The organism is Amycolatopsis sp. (assembly GCF_036008905.1).
Lineage (GTDB): Bacteria > Actinomycetota > Actinomycetes > Mycobacteriales > Pseudonocardiaceae > Amycolatopsis.
This window is the reverse complement of the sequence record NZ_DASYMU010000081.1, coordinates 18416-34041: the sequence shown is the minus strand read 5'-3', so window position 1 is coordinate 34041 and position 15626 is coordinate 18416. Positions and strand designations below refer to the sequence as shown.

The 15626-nt window shown below is 63.2% G+C and carries 16 protein-coding genes; 11 read left to right on the top strand and 5 right to left on the bottom strand.

Translation table 11 applies throughout. The features are described 5' to 3' along the window. Nucleotides 1-78: 78 nt before the first annotated feature. Both VGP60_RS15485 and VGP60_RS15480 read left to right on the top strand, forming a co-directional pair. Nucleotides 79-1392, top strand: a complete 1314-nt coding sequence (locus tag VGP60_RS15485) for a hypothetical protein (protein ID WP_327548692.1) — start codon at nucleotides 79-81, stop codon at nucleotides 1390-1392. 14 nt (nucleotides 1393-1406) lie between these two features. Next, entirely contained in the window at nucleotides 1407-2498 is a 1092-nt protein-coding gene (locus VGP60_RS15480) for a YaaC family protein (protein WP_414640356.1), read from the top strand. Nucleotides 2499-2532: 34 nt separating this feature from the next. Here VGP60_RS15480 and VGP60_RS15475 read toward each other — a convergent pair whose 3' ends face one another. Then, on the bottom strand, nucleotides 2533-3195 hold the full coding sequence (locus tag VGP60_RS15475) for a YdcF family protein (protein ID WP_327548690.1): 663 nt from the start codon (nucleotides 3193-3195) through the stop codon (nucleotides 2533-2535). A gap of 16 nt (nucleotides 3196-3211) precedes the next feature. Further along, nucleotides 3212-3979: a GntR family transcriptional regulator gene (locus VGP60_RS15470; RefSeq protein WP_327548689.1), complete on the bottom strand. Its 768-nt coding sequence runs from the start codon at nucleotides 3977-3979 to the stop codon at nucleotides 3212-3214. A gap of 179 nt (nucleotides 3980-4158) precedes the next feature. On the opposite strand from VGP60_RS15470, the gene VGP60_RS15465 reads away from it, so the two are divergent. The 8 genes from VGP60_RS15465 to VGP60_RS15430 all read left to right on the top strand — a co-directional run bounded on the left by VGP60_RS15465 (nucleotide 4159) and on the right by VGP60_RS15430 (nucleotide 10919). Then, nucleotides 4159-4626 carry a hypothetical protein gene (locus VGP60_RS15465; protein ID WP_327548688.1) on the top strand — a complete coding sequence of 156 codons (468 nt, stop codon included), beginning with the start codon at nucleotides 4159-4161 and terminating at the stop codon, nucleotides 4624-4626. 309 nt (nucleotides 4627-4935) lie between these two features. Next, nucleotides 4936-5220, top strand: a complete 285-nt coding sequence (locus VGP60_RS15460) for a hypothetical protein (RefSeq protein WP_327548687.1) — start codon at nucleotides 4936-4938, stop codon at nucleotides 5218-5220. Nucleotides 5221-5301: 81 nt separating this feature from the next. Next, nucleotides 5302-5574 (top strand): AMED_5909 family protein, encoded by a 273-nt coding sequence (locus tag VGP60_RS15455; RefSeq protein WP_327548686.1) that lies wholly within the window; start codon nucleotides 5302-5304, stop codon nucleotides 5572-5574. 330 nt (nucleotides 5575-5904) lie between these two features. After that, nucleotides 5905-7398 carry an FtsK/SpoIIIE domain-containing protein gene (locus VGP60_RS15450; protein ID WP_327548685.1) on the top strand — a complete coding sequence of 498 codons (1494 nt, stop codon included), beginning with the start codon at nucleotides 5905-5907 and terminating at the stop codon, nucleotides 7396-7398. Next, the gene (locus tag VGP60_RS15445) at nucleotides 7395-7790 is read left to right on the top strand and encodes a hypothetical protein (RefSeq protein WP_327548684.1); all 396 of its coding nucleotides are present in this window, start codon (nucleotides 7395-7397) and stop codon (nucleotides 7788-7790) included. The genes VGP60_RS15450 and VGP60_RS15445 overlap by 4 nt, the downstream gene beginning before the upstream one ends. Next, a complete protein-coding gene (locus VGP60_RS15440) occupies nucleotides 7790-9436 on the top strand; it encodes a replication initiator (RefSeq protein ID WP_327548683.1) in 1647 nt (548 codons plus the stop codon). Before VGP60_RS15445 ends, VGP60_RS15440 begins: the two co-directional genes overlap by 1 nt. Before the next feature lie 16 nt (nucleotides 9437-9452). After that, a complete protein-coding gene (locus VGP60_RS15435; RefSeq protein WP_327548682.1) occupies nucleotides 9453-9638 on the top strand; it encodes a helix-turn-helix domain-containing protein in 186 nt (61 codons plus the stop codon). Between the two features lie 30 nt (nucleotides 9639-9668). Then, nucleotides 9669-10919 carry a site-specific integrase gene (locus VGP60_RS15430; RefSeq protein WP_327548681.1) on the top strand — a complete coding sequence of 417 codons (1251 nt, stop codon included), beginning with the start codon at nucleotides 9669-9671 and terminating at the stop codon, nucleotides 10917-10919. A gap of 35 nt (nucleotides 10920-10954) precedes the next feature. Here VGP60_RS15430 and VGP60_RS15425 read toward each other — a convergent pair whose 3' ends face one another. Continuing rightward, entirely contained in the window at nucleotides 10955-12136 is a 1182-nt protein-coding gene (locus tag VGP60_RS15425; protein ID WP_327548680.1) for an acyl-CoA dehydrogenase family protein, read from the bottom strand. 92 nt (nucleotides 12137-12228) lie between these two features. Here VGP60_RS15425 and VGP60_RS15420 point away from each other — a divergent pair, with 92 nt between their 5' ends. Then, nucleotides 12229-13893: a class I adenylate-forming enzyme family protein gene (locus VGP60_RS15420; RefSeq protein WP_327548679.1), complete on the top strand. Its 1665-nt coding sequence runs from the start codon at nucleotides 12229-12231 to the stop codon at nucleotides 13891-13893. Here the strand turns inward: VGP60_RS15420 and purE are convergent. Continuing rightward, complete coding sequence (gene purE, locus VGP60_RS15415) at nucleotides 13890-14363, bottom strand: 5-(carboxyamino)imidazole ribonucleotide mutase (RefSeq protein ID WP_327548695.1); 474 nt, start codon at nucleotides 14361-14363, stop codon at nucleotides 13890-13892. The genes VGP60_RS15420 and purE overlap by 4 nt on opposite strands. 55 nt (nucleotides 14364-14418) lie before the next feature. Beyond that, the gene (locus tag VGP60_RS15410) at nucleotides 14419-15603 is read right to left on the bottom strand and encodes a 5-(carboxyamino)imidazole ribonucleotide synthase (protein ID WP_327548678.1); all 1185 of its coding nucleotides are present in this window, start codon (nucleotides 15601-15603) and stop codon (nucleotides 14419-14421) included. Between the last annotated feature and the right edge of the window lie 23 nt (nucleotides 15604-15626).

Sequence of the window (15626 nt, the reverse complement as noted above, 5' to 3'; positions counted from 1 at the left end):
CGCTGGCGGCGCGCCTTGATCCCATAGAGCCAAGTTCGGCAAGGGGCCCAATTTCAGCCTTTATGAAAATGGTGGCACATGATTGATACTGTCAACAAAACAATCCTTGACGTTTTGGACCGCTACTTTGAAGGCGTATGGGGTCCTTGGAGCGCAGATATACTGTCGGAGACTGAACTTAGCGATCTGGCTGACTTAGTCGAAGAGTTTTACCATAGCTATGAAGTTCCGCCATTAGAGCCACACGTAGTGCGGCATTACAGTGGAAGTGCAACCTTTAACGCACCTGGCGCTGAAGTGTCTCCCGCCTTGGCTGACGCATTATTGAGCTTCTCGCCAAGCTCCCTGCTGTATGCCGATCAGATTATCGTCCATTGCCCCTTAGACGCATGGATGTATCGTCGAAGGGGTTCATTTCGTGCCCCTGAGATGTATAAAACATTAGACGGAATGGGGATCATTCCCGTCAACCTTGCTGACGCAGCTAATGAGATTGGATTCCATGGTGCATCGACTCAGGAAAATAGAAAATCTATTGGACATGCATTGGCCATACTGTCCGAGTTAGATCGCGGAATTAGGGCAGAATGGATTATTCTAGTCCCGCATCTCAGATACTGGAAGTCTGGCGAGGAGCAGGTTTGGTCGCAGGTGCGTCGCGATATAGACGACCCCGAGTTTATTAAAATCATGAATACAGCATGGAGCTTACCTCCAGCTTCCGGTGACGGTTTTCGAGGCTTCGCAGTTTACGGACAGGGAGGATACATAGGAAAAGATAGTAATCGGAGCAAATCAGAGATTCCATCTCTGTACTTTAATACGATTATGACAATCGCGGATCGTTCCAAGTCTAGATTCCTGGCAGTTGCAGATTCCGATTTCGCACTCTTGCGTAATTCTATACGCAAAGCACAGTTCTTAGATTTCAGACTCAGAGACGCATTACTTATCAACTCAATGAATGATGTTATGGCCCCATCCTTGGACGAGCAAAAAATCGATACCCTATTCTCCATTCGTAGCGATGAAGACTCCTTCGCCGAATGGCGTTCAAGCATATCGAAAGTCGTATCTGGGGAACTCATACCCATAAACGTCGAGCCAGGTGAAGCGCAGGGCATTGTAGTTGAGCGGGTCGAGATGCTTATAAGCGATCTTCGCCGTGAAGTAAGTCGAACATCTTCGATTAAGGCACGAATTAGCCCAATGGAGTACATCGATTTCGGATTTGCCGCTGCAGTTTGGACGATTTCGGGATCACCCCTAGCTGCGGCAGTATCGATGTTGCCACCAATCCTAAAAGCAGCTGTACAGGCCGCGCGATCTCCTGCCGGAAATCCGGCATCCGTACTTCTGAAGCTTGACAAGTCCCGCATAGTATCCAATTAGAATTGATCGGGGGTGTGGTAGTGAGTACTTATCGAGACTTGCTTCTACCTGACCAGGCGAGCATATGGCGCGAACTTCGTGGGTTACGAGTTAGACCACCAGGAGCCGCGTCGAACGACCCCAACCGCGCTTCTACATTCCAGTCTTCCCTAGAGCAGGCACAACAATTTATGGCTGCAGCGGAGGGTGCGGGTTATGCCACCCGTCCGCTCCAACTGTTCTATGCGCTGTCCCAGGGAGGCCGAGCAATAGCTGCTGTATCCAAATTTTTGCCCGTCGAGATTCTAGTTCCCGATAAGCAAAATGATGGCGCCATGAAAGCCCACGACGTCCCCTGGCAACTAAAAGGGCACGGCATTACAGCTCCACACACGTCCGTAAATCGGGTTGACAAGATCATAATTCAGGCTGGATGGACAGGCCTAATGCCAGGGGTTGCCCTCGCATTAGGAGTGGAGTGTTTGCGACCAGATGAGAAGATCAAAATTGGCGATATATGGCCCGCCCTACCCGAGTCCTCTTCCGTTCCATTAGCAACCCAGTCAGACCGTCGAGCACTATCGATCGCCAGTGTCACAAGATGGGCAAGAGACCTCCCGAATTGCAATAAGATACTTATTGGAAATATACCTTGGTCCGTGCGATTGCACTGCAGGGAAGACCAACTAAAAGTCAAAGATTTTCTGTCACACTACCCATCCCTTGCCGATTGTGAATACCCTTATGAAAACCATGAGCCAATGGGCTGGGAGCCTGCTCCAAGCAACCTAGCCGTGGCGCCAGTATTCTGGGGTAAGGCAGGAGAAGAATTTCCAGACCTCCTTCAGGCGACCAGGGAGAGCAAAGGCATTAGATACAGAGGCAAGGAAGACTGGTGGATTTTCCCCAGAATAGGAGGAATGACCTCGCCCCTTCATCCAATAATGGCATGGTGGGCAGTGCTTTTTGCGCTATCAATGATGGCAAGATACGAGCCCGCCTCCTGGTCTAAACTTATTGGAATCGATCGATCCATGGACGCAAACGCAATAGAGCACATCCTTGATCAGGCACTACGGGTGATCCCCGTCTTGATACTGGAAGCAATAACAGGACTGATACGGTAAGGCTTCCTGCGAGCCTACTGCATTTGCATCATTATTAAATTAAGCGCTTGGTATATCCCTTTTGCATGAGTCGCTCGCATGAATTACCTATCACCAAGGGAACTTTCTGCTGGATGGCGAAGCCAAGCTTGGCATATTCGGTGATGCGTTGGGTGTCGCCGACGAGCATGTTGATTACTCGGTCGACGTCGCCAATGCTGGCGATGTATTCGTCGAGCGAGAGTGGGCGGGACACACAGGTGACGTCGATGCCTGGCCACAGTTTCTTGCATGTCGCGTAGGCGCGTCGCTGCTGGTATGGCCTGGAGATGAGCGTGACTGAGTCGACTGCAATGTCTTTGTCGGCGAGTAGCTGGCGGGTGAAGGTGATGTTGTCGCCAGTGTTGCGAGCTTCAGTTTCAAGGAGGATCGCATCATCAGGCACGCCGAGTTCGAGCGCGCGTTCGCGGTAGTGGACGGCCTCGCCGCGTGGGAACCGCTCAACCGTGGTGGGAGCGTTGGCGCCGCTGAAGACGATGAGCGGGAACATGCCAGAGTGGTACAGCTCCGCGGCATAGGTAGCGACACCAAGGTCGTGGCTGCCGAGTCCGATGCCGACGTCGGTGGGCCGGAGTTCGTGGTGCATGTTGTGGTAGTCCCAGAGCGTTTCGACGTCGGCGCGGAGTTCGTCCGGCAGGGTGGTCTTGGGCTCGGGCATGGGTGCTTCTCCGGTGTCAGTCGGGGATCTTGAAGGTATAGGACCAGGAGAAGCGGCTGGCGGCGTGGACGCCACGCGCGAACTCGACGACTCGGCCGTCTGCGGTGGCGGTGCGGCGCTGGAGCACCATGACGGGCTCGCCTGCGGGTAGTTCGAGCTGCTCGACTTCGGTGGGGGTGGGCATCCTGGCGTAGAAGTTTTCGGTGATGGTGTCCGGCTCCAACCCTTGCAGGGTGAGCACGAGGAATCCGCCACCCCGGCCGGCCGGGCCCGGAGTCGGATCGACCAGCCGTGTTCCTTCGACGTCTTCAGTTCGGTAGTAGCTGGCCAGGGTGTGCGTGGGTTGCCCTGCGTCCTTGACCAGGCGGGCACGTTCGTAGACCGGTTCACCGATGGGGATGTCGAGGGCGTCGGCGACTTCTCGGTCAGCCTCGACCCTGGTGACGGTTTGGGTCTGGTCGGTGGCGTTCCATTCGCGTCCGGATGCTTCGCGGTCGGCGACGAATGCGACGACGTCGCCGTACTTCCACTTGCTCTTGGCGTACCTCTCGGTGCCGAGACGCTTCATCGGCGGACGGGCTCGGACCACGGTGCCGCGTCGGCGGATGGGCGTGACCAGGCCTTCGGCTTCGAGGGCGCCGATGGCTTTGCGGACGGTGTTGACGTTGACGCCGTGCTCGGCTGCCAGCTCGTCTTGTTTGGGCAGGGTGCTGTCCGGGGCGTAGTCGCCCTTCTGGATCGCGTCTCGCAGGATCGCGGCCAGCTCGCGGTAGCCAGTGCCCACCGTGGTCCTCCTCAGTCGTCGGCGATAACGCTAGCGGTATCGGCTCATCATGGTCCATCCGCACGATTAGAGATAGTTCTATTGACGGATCACGCATCCTCAGGTTCAATAGAACTACCTCTAACGAGGTTGTGGCTCACAGGGGTCTCCAGGACGGACTACGAGAAGGACACAACGAGATGGCGATCATCAAGGGACACCGGTTCGAGATCGACTTTGACGACGCGTTCCCGCAGGGACTGGTGATGGTGGGGGAGGTGTCACCGGACAACGAGTACCAGTCGCGGGAGGACAAGGCGTCCGGTCGGCCGGTGCGGCAACGGATCGACGAGACCACGGGCAAGCGGCAGTGGAAGGCGGCCGTGACCGACCCGAGCGAGAAGAACGCCAAGCGCGCCTCGTTCGAAGTCACCTTCCTGGCGGACGTCCAGCCGGTACCGACGACGGCGGAAGCCCTGCCGGGGATGCGGCCGATCGAACTGGACGGCCTGACCGCAGAACCCAAGGTCGCGGGCAACGGCGAGTTCAAGTACCAGTCCTATGCCTTCCGGGCACGCGGCTTCAAGACGGCGGCCAGTGGTGGCAACTCCAAGTCCGCACGTCCGAACACCAACACGGCGGGCGAGTCGACGGCCAAGGCCGCGTGATGACGGCGTTCGCTCCCAAGCCGCCGAGCGCGCCGGTGGTTCCGCAGGCGCTCGTGACGGGTTGGGAAGACGTGTACCGCCACTACGGCAACGCTTCCGAGGCTGCCAGTCAGTTGCCTCAGGTGGACGCGGCTACCGCTCGGGGCATGTCGCAAGCCTCGTGGGCGGTGGCGTCGTCGTGGCGGGGTATCGCGTCGGCGAGTCAGCTTCCGTGGTGGGTGCTGGCGGCGGTTCTTGCTGCGGCAGAAGCATTCGATGAGCAATCGCAGTACTGGGACGCGCTTTCCCAGCGAGCAAAGGAGCAGGGAAATGCCGTTCAACGCGACATGCGTGCCCGGACCGAACGCGGCGGCGGCCGTGCAGATCCTCGGCCGTATCCAGCACCAACCGGCGGTGGTGGTCTTCCTCGATCCTGACCGCGTCGTGATCGGGCCGCCTCGGAATCGGGACGAGTGGCCGGAGTTCCTGGCGTTTCTCCGTGACATGCGGGACGCACTGGACAACCTGGCCGATCACCTCGACCCGCAGAACGAATCCGAGTACTACGAACGCCTTTTCGTCGCACCGCTGAACCTGGACGCGGCGAAACCTTGACCGGCGTGGGGACGGGTGCAGGATTCGACGGCCCGCCCGTCCCCACGCCTCCCATCCTGTTTCGTCCGCTGGGAGGTTGTGATGACGAAACCGAGCAAGACCAAGGCGGCGGCTCCCCCGCAGACGTTGGGGCAAGCACACAGTGACGTGCTGAGGCGACGTCCACCACTGGAGTCGACGTTGGTGGTGCAGCGCCATTTTCATCAGGAAAACAAGCGTCTGTACGAGAGCCTGGCAGACATCGACCGGGCACACCATCACGAGATTTTGTACTGGGTCGAGTACGAACGCCGCAAAGTGGAGACCCTGACCGAGCAGATCAGAAGCGGGCAGACCAAATTCAATCCACAATAGACAGACAGAAAATAACATAGGCACCAACGGAAACGCACGTTTTGACGTGTGGCGATGACGCATGTCCACATTCGGATTGCTTGGCACATAAGGCGCAGAAGCGGAAACCGGCTACCAACCACGCCGCTCCTGCGCTGTCCACAACCTCACGGAGTGAACAGTGAAAACGCTAGACGATAACAACCAACCAGCGCCAGTGGGGGTCACCCGAACGCGCTGCGCCACCTGCAAACGCTTCGCCCGCTTGCTACCTGGCGATACAGAATGCACCGCCTGTCTCGGTGCGTTGCCGTTGGATCTCACCGTGTCGCCGCTGCGGGGTGGTCGGCGATGAGCGGCCGTACCGGTTCGATCTGGGTTGACCCCGCGCCGCTGGAAGTGTCGCGGCCCCGGTTGCCGTGGTGGACGCTGCTTCCCCGCTGGGTCAAGGTAGTTCTGTTCCCGGTGTTCCTGGCCTGCGTCCTGTCCTGGGTGGCGTACCAGGTCGGGCGGCTGGTGTGGCGCTACCCGCTCACCCTCGGCACCGCGCTACTGGCCGGGTGGGTGGATCTGAAGCTCGGGCATTGGGGCCTCGGGTATGTGGTGCTCGGCGTGGTCGTGTCGCTGGTGGTGTGGTGGTGGCTGCACCGGCCCTCGTTCCGCCGCATCGCGGTCCCACAGGCGCGGACGGAGTATCGGCGGTTCTCGGTCTACGCCTACCAGTGGCGCACAGTGACGCGATTGTCGGAGCTGACGAAAGACAAGCGGGGTAGGGAATACCGCCCGAAACTCGGCCGTGTTCGCTCGGATGGCTGGCGTGACCGGGTGCGGGTGCGGATGGTCAAAGGCCAAGCGCCCGAACAGTGGGAGCTTCACGCGTCGGGTCTGGCGCACTCGTTCAAGGCGAACTCCTGCCGAGTGCGCGTTCGCAAGCCCGGTCACCTCGAACTCGACTTCGTCCACGGTGACCCGCTGGCACGTCCGATTCCGGTTCCCTCGCTCGCGGTGGATGAGTCCAAGGTGGACTTGAAGCGTGTTCCGATCGGCCGGGCGGAGAACGGGAAGTTGTGGCGGCTGCGATTGCTCGGCACGCACGTGCTTAACGTCGGTGTTTCCGGTGCGGGCAAAGGATCTCTGCTGTGGTCGGTGGTATGGGCACTCGCTCCGTTGATCCGCTCGGGTGCGGTCCGACTACTCGGGATCGACCCCAAGGGCGGGATGGAACTCGGGCAGGCACCGGAGGTGTTCCACAAGGTCGTCTTCGACAACGAGCTTGCTGCGGTCGGGCTGCTCGAAGAACTCGCGGCGGAAGTCAAGGAACGCGCCACCCGCTACCGGGGTCGGCTACGGGCGTGGCACCCCGGAACCGGTGACCCGTTCCTCCTGCTGATCGTCGACGAGCTGGCCGACGTCATCGCCTACCAGACGGACAAGCAACTGCGGGAGCGCGCGTCACGAGCCGTGCAGACCATCACCAGCCAGGGACGGGCACCGGGGGTCTGCGTCCTCGGGCTTCTTCAGGACCCTCGTAAGGAGATCATCTCGTTCCGGCACCTGTTCTCTACCCGGATCGCCATGCGCCTCGACGAGAAGACACAGGTGGACATGGTCCTGGGCGACGGTGTCCGGGAACGCGGCGCGGCGGCTCATGAGATCTCGGAGAACACCCCGGGCGTGGCCTGGGTCAAAGAGGACGGTCGGCGGGAACCGGTGCGGGCTCGGGCGTTCCACGTGACCGACATCGACTTGGACGAGCTGGTGGAGTACGTGACCGGTGCCGCTCCGCATCGGGCGGATGTGCTGCCGTTCCGGGTACAGGACAACGAAGGTGGTGCTGCGGCATGACCACCACCTACGAAATCCTCGCCCCGATGCGGGCGGTCATGGCACATCTGGAACGCCACGACCTGGCCGCGCCAGTGGGTATCAACATCGCTACCTACGGCCGGAGCGTCACGATCCACCTGCAAGCAACCGGTCTGGGTGACGTGTGTGCCGCGTTGCTCTGCTGGGCTCGCAGCCTGGCTGATGTGACCGTTGAAGCGTGGCGGCCACCGACCGGGGACTCCGTCCACCTGAATGTGGCCGGTCGGCTGCCCACGGGCTTGCTGGTGCACGTCTACGCCGGGGTGCCGTTCGACGCGGCGACGTTCCCCGACTTGCCGACCGGTGCCCGACACGATTTGTCGGTGACGGTGCTGCATGTCTGGGCGTCCAGCGGGGAGGTGGCGGCCTGATGAGCAGCGCCACTACCCCGCCGCCGGCCGAAATCTCCGAGACGACCCGGGCGGCCCGGATGCGGTTGCCCCTCGCGGCCGACGTGATCAAAGCGACGGCGGAGAAGTACGGGGTGTGTGTCCGGCCGTTCACGATGGAAGTCGGCGACCGCGACACCGGGGAACTGCGCTACGTCCCGGTGCCGTGTGGGTCGACGGTGGAATCGGTGTGCCTGTCGTGCGCGAAGAAAGCGAAAGCCCTGCGGCAGGTCCAGTGCCGGGAGGGGTGGCACCTCACCGAAGAACCCGACTTCACCCCCGCACCCCCGAGCGAGGATCAAACGGAGCTACTGACGCTGCGGGCGGATCTGGTCGAGGCGTACCGGCACACGGTCGAGATCGGCGACCACGTGGAAGCGGACGAGCTGCGGGAGGAGATCAGCTCCGTCGACACCGAACTTCGGCAACTCGGGATGCGCGGACGGCTGCCCTCGATCGACCTGCCCACCAAGAAGGCGGTGAAGCGGTCGACCAAACGGCGGCAGGACGCGCCGAACCTGCCGACACGCAAGGTTTCCAAGGCGACGGTGGGTCGGGAGTACGCGGGGAAGTTCCGGCCCTCCATGTTCATCACCCTCACCTGCGACACCTACGGCCGGGTCCGCGACGACGGTGCCCCGGTCGATCCGTCGTCGTATGACTATCGGCGGGCGGCACGGGACGCGGTGCACTTCTCGGCGCTGGTGGATCGGTGGTGGCAGAACCTCCGCCGCGTCGTCGGCTGGGACGCCCAATACTTCGCCACCGTGGAACCGCAGAAGCGGGCGGCTCCGCACCTGCATACCGCTGTCCGGGGATCGATCGCGCACGAGACGGTCCGGATGGTCACCGCGGCTACCTATCACCAGGTCTGGTGGCCCAACCACGACGAACTGATCTATGGCGATCGCCTTCCGCTGTGGGACATGCGCACGTCGTCATTTGTGGACCCCGAGACCCGGGAGCCGCTGACGTCGTGGGAAGACGCGGTGGACCAGGTGGAGAACCCCGCGCACGTCGTGACCTTTGGGCAGCAAGTCCACTCCAAGGGCATCCTCGGCGGCACCGAAGAATCCGGGCGGCACATCGGGTACTTGACTAAGTACCTCACCAAGTCGACGGGAGAAGTCGTCGAGGCCTCGTCGGCACGGCAGCGGGATCACCATGACCGGTTGCACGCGGAGTTGTCCATCACGCCGTGTTCGCCTCGGTGCGCGGTGTGGCTGCTCTACGGGATCGTGCCCAAAGGCGTCACGTCGCGGACGACCCCGGGGCACTGCAAAGGCAGGGCTCATCGCCGGTCCACGCTCGGGCTGCCGGGTCGGCGGGTGCTGGTGTCGCGCAAGTGGTCGGGCAAGACGCTCGTCGACCACAAGGCGGACCGGAAAGCCTTCGTGCGCCAGGCCCTCGCGGTCGTCGGGATCGAGAAGCCGGAACCGGAACCGTCTCGGCTGATGTGGCGCAAGGTCGAGTCCAATGACCCGCAGGTGCCACCTCGCGCACACCTGGTCATGCGGGCTATCGCGGAACGGATCACGTGGAAGGCCGAATACGACCGGGCGCTACTCGCGGCCGCAGGACCACCGGGAGACGGTCCAGAAACTTCGGCAACTCCGCAAGCGGCCTGACGACATGGGGGAAGTAGTGGACAACATTCGCAGCATTGATCGGCTCTGGTCCGTCGAGGACGTTTCGGCCTACCTCGGCGTGCCTGTGAAGACGCTCTACCAGTGGAAGTGGCGTGGGGAAGGTCCGCCGGTCCGCAAGATCGGTCGCCACCTTCGGTATGACCCTGCCTCGGTCAAGGCCTGGGCAACTCAAGCCGCCTGAAACTTCGGCAACTCACGGGGAGGGCTCGCAATGGGACACATTCAAGATCGCTGGTATCGACCAGCGAAGGATGAGGAGACGGGCAAGGTCGTCCTGAACGCCCGGGGTAAGCCTGTGCTGGAAAAGACCGAGCTGTACGGGAACGGCCAGCGCTACAAGGTTCGCTACCTCGACCCGGACGGGGAAGAACGATCGAAGTCCTTTCCGGACAAGCAAAAGAAGCGCGCGGAGGACTTCCTTATCGGAGTGGAGTCCGACAAGCGCGAGGACAAGTACATCGATCCTCATGCGTCGCGGAAGACGTTTCGCCAGCAGGCGGAGAACTGGCTTAAGGGCCAGTCCTCCGACCCTGCCACGCGGGAGATCCTTGGTAGTCGCTTGGAGAGCCAGATCTACCCGCATTTCGGTGATCTGAAGTTCGGGCAGATCAAGCCGTCGACGATCCGTGAGTGGCTGGGCAAGTTGGAGGACAAGAAGCGGGCCGAGAACTACAAGGTCGTTTTGTTCACGCTCGTGTCGGCTGTGATCGACTCGGCGATCGACGACAAGTTGATCAGGGACAACCCGTGCAAGGCCAAGACTGTACGGCGACCGATCGGCAGCAGTCCACAGGTGGAGGTGTGGCCGGAAGAGCGGGTGCATTCGGTTCGTAAGGGGCTCCCCGGCAGGTTCTCGATCGTAGTTCCGCTGGGGTCGGGGCTCGGTCTGCGGCAAGGCGAAATCCTCGCGCTGTCCCCCGACGACATCGACCGGGCGGCGATGGTGGTTCGGGTTCAGCGGCAGATCAAGACGGTTCGGGGCGTGATGATGTTCGCTCCGCCGAAGGGTGGGAAGTCCCGGACGGTGCCCGTCTCCCCAGCTGTCCTCGCGGAGATCGACGGCCACGACGCGCTGTTCCCGGCGACTGCGGTCACGTTGCCGTGGCGGAGTGGTGAGGGTGATCCGGTGGCGGCTCGGCTGCTGGTGACCGGTGAGGATGCGCGGCTTTACTCCGGGGACCTGTTCACCAAGGTTGTGTGGCAGGGCGCGTTCAGGAAAGCGGAGATCAAGCACCGGGGCCGGGCGGACGGGATGCACGCGCTGAGGCACTTCTACGCCTCGACGCTGTTGTCACGCGCGGTGTCCATTAAGGAGCTTGCCGAGTACCTGGGTCACTCCGACGCCGGGTTCACGCTGCGGACATACACGCACCTGGTGCCGTCGAGTCATGAGCGGGCGCGGCAGGCGATCGACGCGGTGTTCGGGCGGCCTGTCGTAGTTGACGGCCTGGAGGCGGCCTGATCATGAAACGACCAGGCCGCCCGACCTATCGAAAACTAGAAGGCGAGGCCCTTGAGCAGGGCGCGGGCCATCACCATGCGCTGGATCTGGTTGGTGCCTTCGTAGATCTGCGTGATCTTCGCATCGCGCATCATGCGCTCCACCGGGAAGTCCCGCGTGTACCCGGCCCCACCGAACAACTGCACGGCATCGGTGGTCACCGACATAGCGATATCCGACGCATAGGACTTGGCCGCGGAAGCCATGAACCCAGCCCGCTTGTCCCCACGCTCAGTCGCCGCAGCCGACGCATAAACCAAGTGCCGAGCGGCTTCGATCTTGGTCCCCATGTCGGCCAGCATGAACTGGACGCCTTGGAATTCCGAGATCGACTTGCCGAACTGCTTGCGCTCCTTGACATACGCGAGTGCCGCGTCGAGGGCGCCTTGGGCGATACCGAGGGCTTGGGCGCCGATGGTGGGGCGCGTGTGGTCCAGCGTGCGCAGGGCGGTCTTCAGGCCGGTGCCGGGCTCGCCGATGATGCGGTCGGCCGGGATCACGCAGTTCTCGAAGTAGATTTCCCGGGTCGGGGAGCCCTTGATGCCGAGTTTGCGTTCCTTGGCGCCGACGGAGAAGCCGGGGTCGTCCTTGTGGACGACGAAGGCCGAGATGCCGTTGGCCTTCTTCTCGGCGTTCGGATCGGTCACGGCCATGACGGTGTACCAGGCGGACTCGCCGGCGTTGGTGATCCACGCCTTGGTGCCGTTGAGAATCCAGGTGTCGCCGTCGAGGCGGGCCCGGGTGCGCATGGAGGCGGTGTCGGAGCCGGCTTCGCGCTCGGAGAGGGCGTAGGACGCGGAGGTCTCGCCGGAGGCGATGGACGGGAGGACGAGTTTCTTCACCTCGTCGGAGCCCGAAAGGATGATGGGCTGCGTGCCGAGCTTGTTGACCGCGGGGATCAGCGACGCCGAGGCGTCCACCCTGGCGATCTCTTCGATGACGATGCACGCCGAGACCGCGTCGGCGCCTTGGCCTTCGTACTCCTCGGGGATGTGCACGGCGTTGAAGCCGGCGCGCACGAGGGCGTCTCGGGCTTCCGCCGGGTAGCGCTCGTTTTCGTCCACTTCGGCGGCGTAAGGAGCGATTTCCTTTTCCGCGAGCGAACGCACGGCAGCACGAAGCTCCTCGTGCTCCTCGGCAAGCTGGTAGAGCCCCGGGCCGTCAGACACCTGTGTCACCTCTCTCGAGCAAACTGATCCGTCTCTGATGTTAGCGCTCGTTTACTGACCGGCCCTTGTGTCCTTGGCCGCACTCTTCCTATGTTTACGTGATGCCGCTCACGTTGCCGTCCGCGCCAGCGGACTTCCCCAGGTCCCTGGAGTACCCGGAAGCACCCGTCGGCTCGATCTTGGCCGGCGCCGCGAGACGTTACGGAGCGCGCACGGCTTTCATCCACGGCAAGACCCAGGTGAGCTACGACTACGTGTACCGCGCGGCCCGCCGGTTCGCGAACGCGCTGGTCGGGCACGGAATCGGCCGGGGTGACACGGTCGCGGTGCATCTGCCGAACTGTCTCGCCTACCCGGTGGCGTACTACGGGATCCTCCTTTCCGGAGCGACGTTCAGCCCGGCCAACCCGCTGCTGCCGCCGGACGACCTGGCCGCGCAGCTGGCCGACTGCGGCGCGGTCGCGGTGGTCACCTTCGGGCCGGCGGCGGGCGTGGTCGAGGCCATCGTGGACCGGACGTCGGTGCGGCTGGTCGTCGTGAGCTCACCGGCCACCGCCCTCACGGAACGGCAGGTCGAGTTCGAGGAGTTCTACGCCGAGCAGCTCGACGACCGGCCGGACGTCGAGATCGACATCCGGCATGACCTCGCCCATCTCGCCTACACCGGCGGCACGACCGGACGCTCGAAGGGCGTCCAGCTTCCCCATCGGAACGTCGTGGTCAACGCGTTGCAGTACGCCTGCTGGGCCTCCGGCTCGATCCCGGCGGTGGACGAGGCCGGCAACCCGATCCTCGACCAGACCGGCGACCCTGACGAGTGGCCGACGCGCCACGGCACCGGGCTCGCGATCAACCTGACACCGTGGTTCCACGCGATGGGCACCATCGCGGCGCTCAACGTGCCCGTGCTGACCGGCACCACGGTCGTCCTGCACGACAGGTTCGTCCCGGTCGCCTATCTCGCCGACGTCGAAAAACTGCGGGCGACGTCGATCGGCGGGGCGCCCGCGTTGTTCGCGGCCTTACTGGCGTGCCCCGACTTCCAGACGCGCGACCTGTCTTCGGTGGTGGGACTGGGTTCCGGTGCGGCACCGCTGGCGCACGAGATGATCAACGCCCTGCGCGCCAGGTTCCCCGACGCGTCGATCACGGAAGGTTATGGCCTGACCGAGGTCACCATGGGCGCCACGGTCGGGCCGACGTACCGGTCCGGCGTGCGCAAGGTGGGCTCGGTCGGACTGCCGATCTTCGACACCGAGATCAAGATCGTCCCGGCCGACGGCGGCGAAGAACCGTTACCCGCCAACACTTCCGGCGAAGTCTGCATCCGCGGCCCCCAGGTGATGACCGGCTACCGGAACCGGCCGGAGGAGACCACGGCGGCGCTCGTCGACGGCTGGCTGCACACCGGCGACATCGGCGTGCTCGACGACGACGGCTATCTGTCCATTGTGGATCGCAAGAAGGATATGTTGCTCTACAAGGGCTATAACGTCTACCCGCGCGAGCTCGAGGAGTTGCTGATCGCCCACCCGGCCGTCGCCGCCACCGCCGTGGTCGGCAGGCGGAACGACGACGTCGGCGAGCTTCCGGTGGCGTTCGTCGTCAAGACACCCGGTCAGGACGTCGACGCCGAGACGCTGATGACTGACGTCAACGCGAAACTGGCGCCGTACAAGAAGATCCGCGAAGTCCGGTTCGTCGAGGAGATCCCGGTTTCAGCCGCCGGGAAAATCCTCAAACGCCAGCTCCGGGAGCAGCTCTAACCTTCGATCTTCTTACGCAGTGCGGAATCCTTGTCCAGCACAAGCTGTTCGAGGTCGGCCTGGAACTTGGCCATCTTCGTCCGCAACGTCTCGTCGCTCGCGGCGAGGATCCGCACCGCGAGCAAGCCCGCGTTGCGCGCGCCACCAACGGAAACCGTCGCCACCGGGACACCGGCGGGCATCTGCACGATCGACAGCAAAGAATCGAGTCCGTCGAGGTACTTCAACGGCACGGGCACGCCGATCACCGGCAGCACGGTCGCCGACGCCACCATGCCGGGCAGATGAGCTGCCCCACCGGCCCCGGCGATGATCACCTTGAGTCCCCGCTCGGCCGCCGACGTGGCGTAGTCCAGCATGCGCTGCGGGGTGCGGTGCGCCGAGTAGACGCCGACCTCGTACTCGACCCCGAACTCGCCGAGCGCCTGACCGGCCGCCTCGAGCACGGGCCAGTCCGAGTCGCTCCCCATGATCAAGCCAACGGTGGGCGCCGCTTTTTCGACGGACACTGTGTTCTCCAAAGCTTCAGTGGATCTCGTAGCCGTCGAGCCAGACGGCGTGGGACAGCCAGTGCGCGGCGAGCAGCGCGCGGTCGCGCAGCTGTTCCATCCGCTCGCCGAGCATGGTGACGTGGCCCAGTTTGCGGCCGGGCCGCTCTTCCTTGCCGTACAGGTGGACGCGGACGCCGGGGTAACGCGCGAACAGGTGGTGCAGCCGCTCGTCGGGACCCATCTCGGGGGCGGTCGACGCGCCGAGCACGTTCGCCATCACACAGGCGGGGGCCAGCGGGTCGGTCTCGCCGAGCGGGTAGTCGAGCACCGCGCGCAGGTGCTGCTCGAACTGCGAAGTCCGCGAGCCGTCCATTGTCCAATGCCCGGAGTTGTGCGGGCGCATGGCGAGTTCGTTGACCAGCAGGCCTTCGTCGGTCTCGAACAACTCGACGGCCAGCAGGCCGACGACGTTCAGCTGCGCGGCGATCCGCAGCGCGAGGTCCTGCGCTTCGTGCACCAGCCTGTCGGACAACCCGGGCGCGGGGGCGAGGACCTCGGTGTTGATCCCGCCCGACTGCACGGTTTCCACCACCGGCCACGCGGCGCCCTGCCCGAACGGCGAGCGGGCGACCAGCGCGGCGAGTTCGCGGCGCATCTCGACCTTGGTCTCGACGAGCAGCGCCGTCCCGGCGGCGAGCAGCTCGGGAACCAGTTCGCGGGCGTGCCTCGCGGTGTCGACCATCCACACCCCGCGGCCGTCGTAGCCACCCGTGGCGGCTTTGAGGACCACCGGCCAGGAGTGCTCGGCACCGAAGTTCACCACGTCGTCCACTGTGGACACTTCGACGAAGGCGGGACCGGCGATCTTCATCCCGGCCAGCAGTTCCCGCATGAGCAGCTTGTTCTGCGCGAACAACAGCGCTTCGGGGCCGGGGCGCACGATGATGCCTTCACCGGCCAGCACCATCAGATGCTCAGACGGCACGTGCTCGTGGTCGAAGGTCAGGACGTCGACACCGGCACCGAAGGCACGCAGCGCTTCGAGGTCGGTGTGGTGCCCTTGCACGACCTCACCGGCGACGAGCCCGGCGGACTCGTTCTCGCCCGCCGCGAGCACTCGCAGCGACTGGCCGAGCGAGATCGCGGCCTGGTGCGTCATCCTGGCGAGCTGGCCGCCGCCCACCATTCCCACCACGGGAAGCCCTGTGCGTTTGTCCATAGTGAACCCCAGAGTAACTGGAC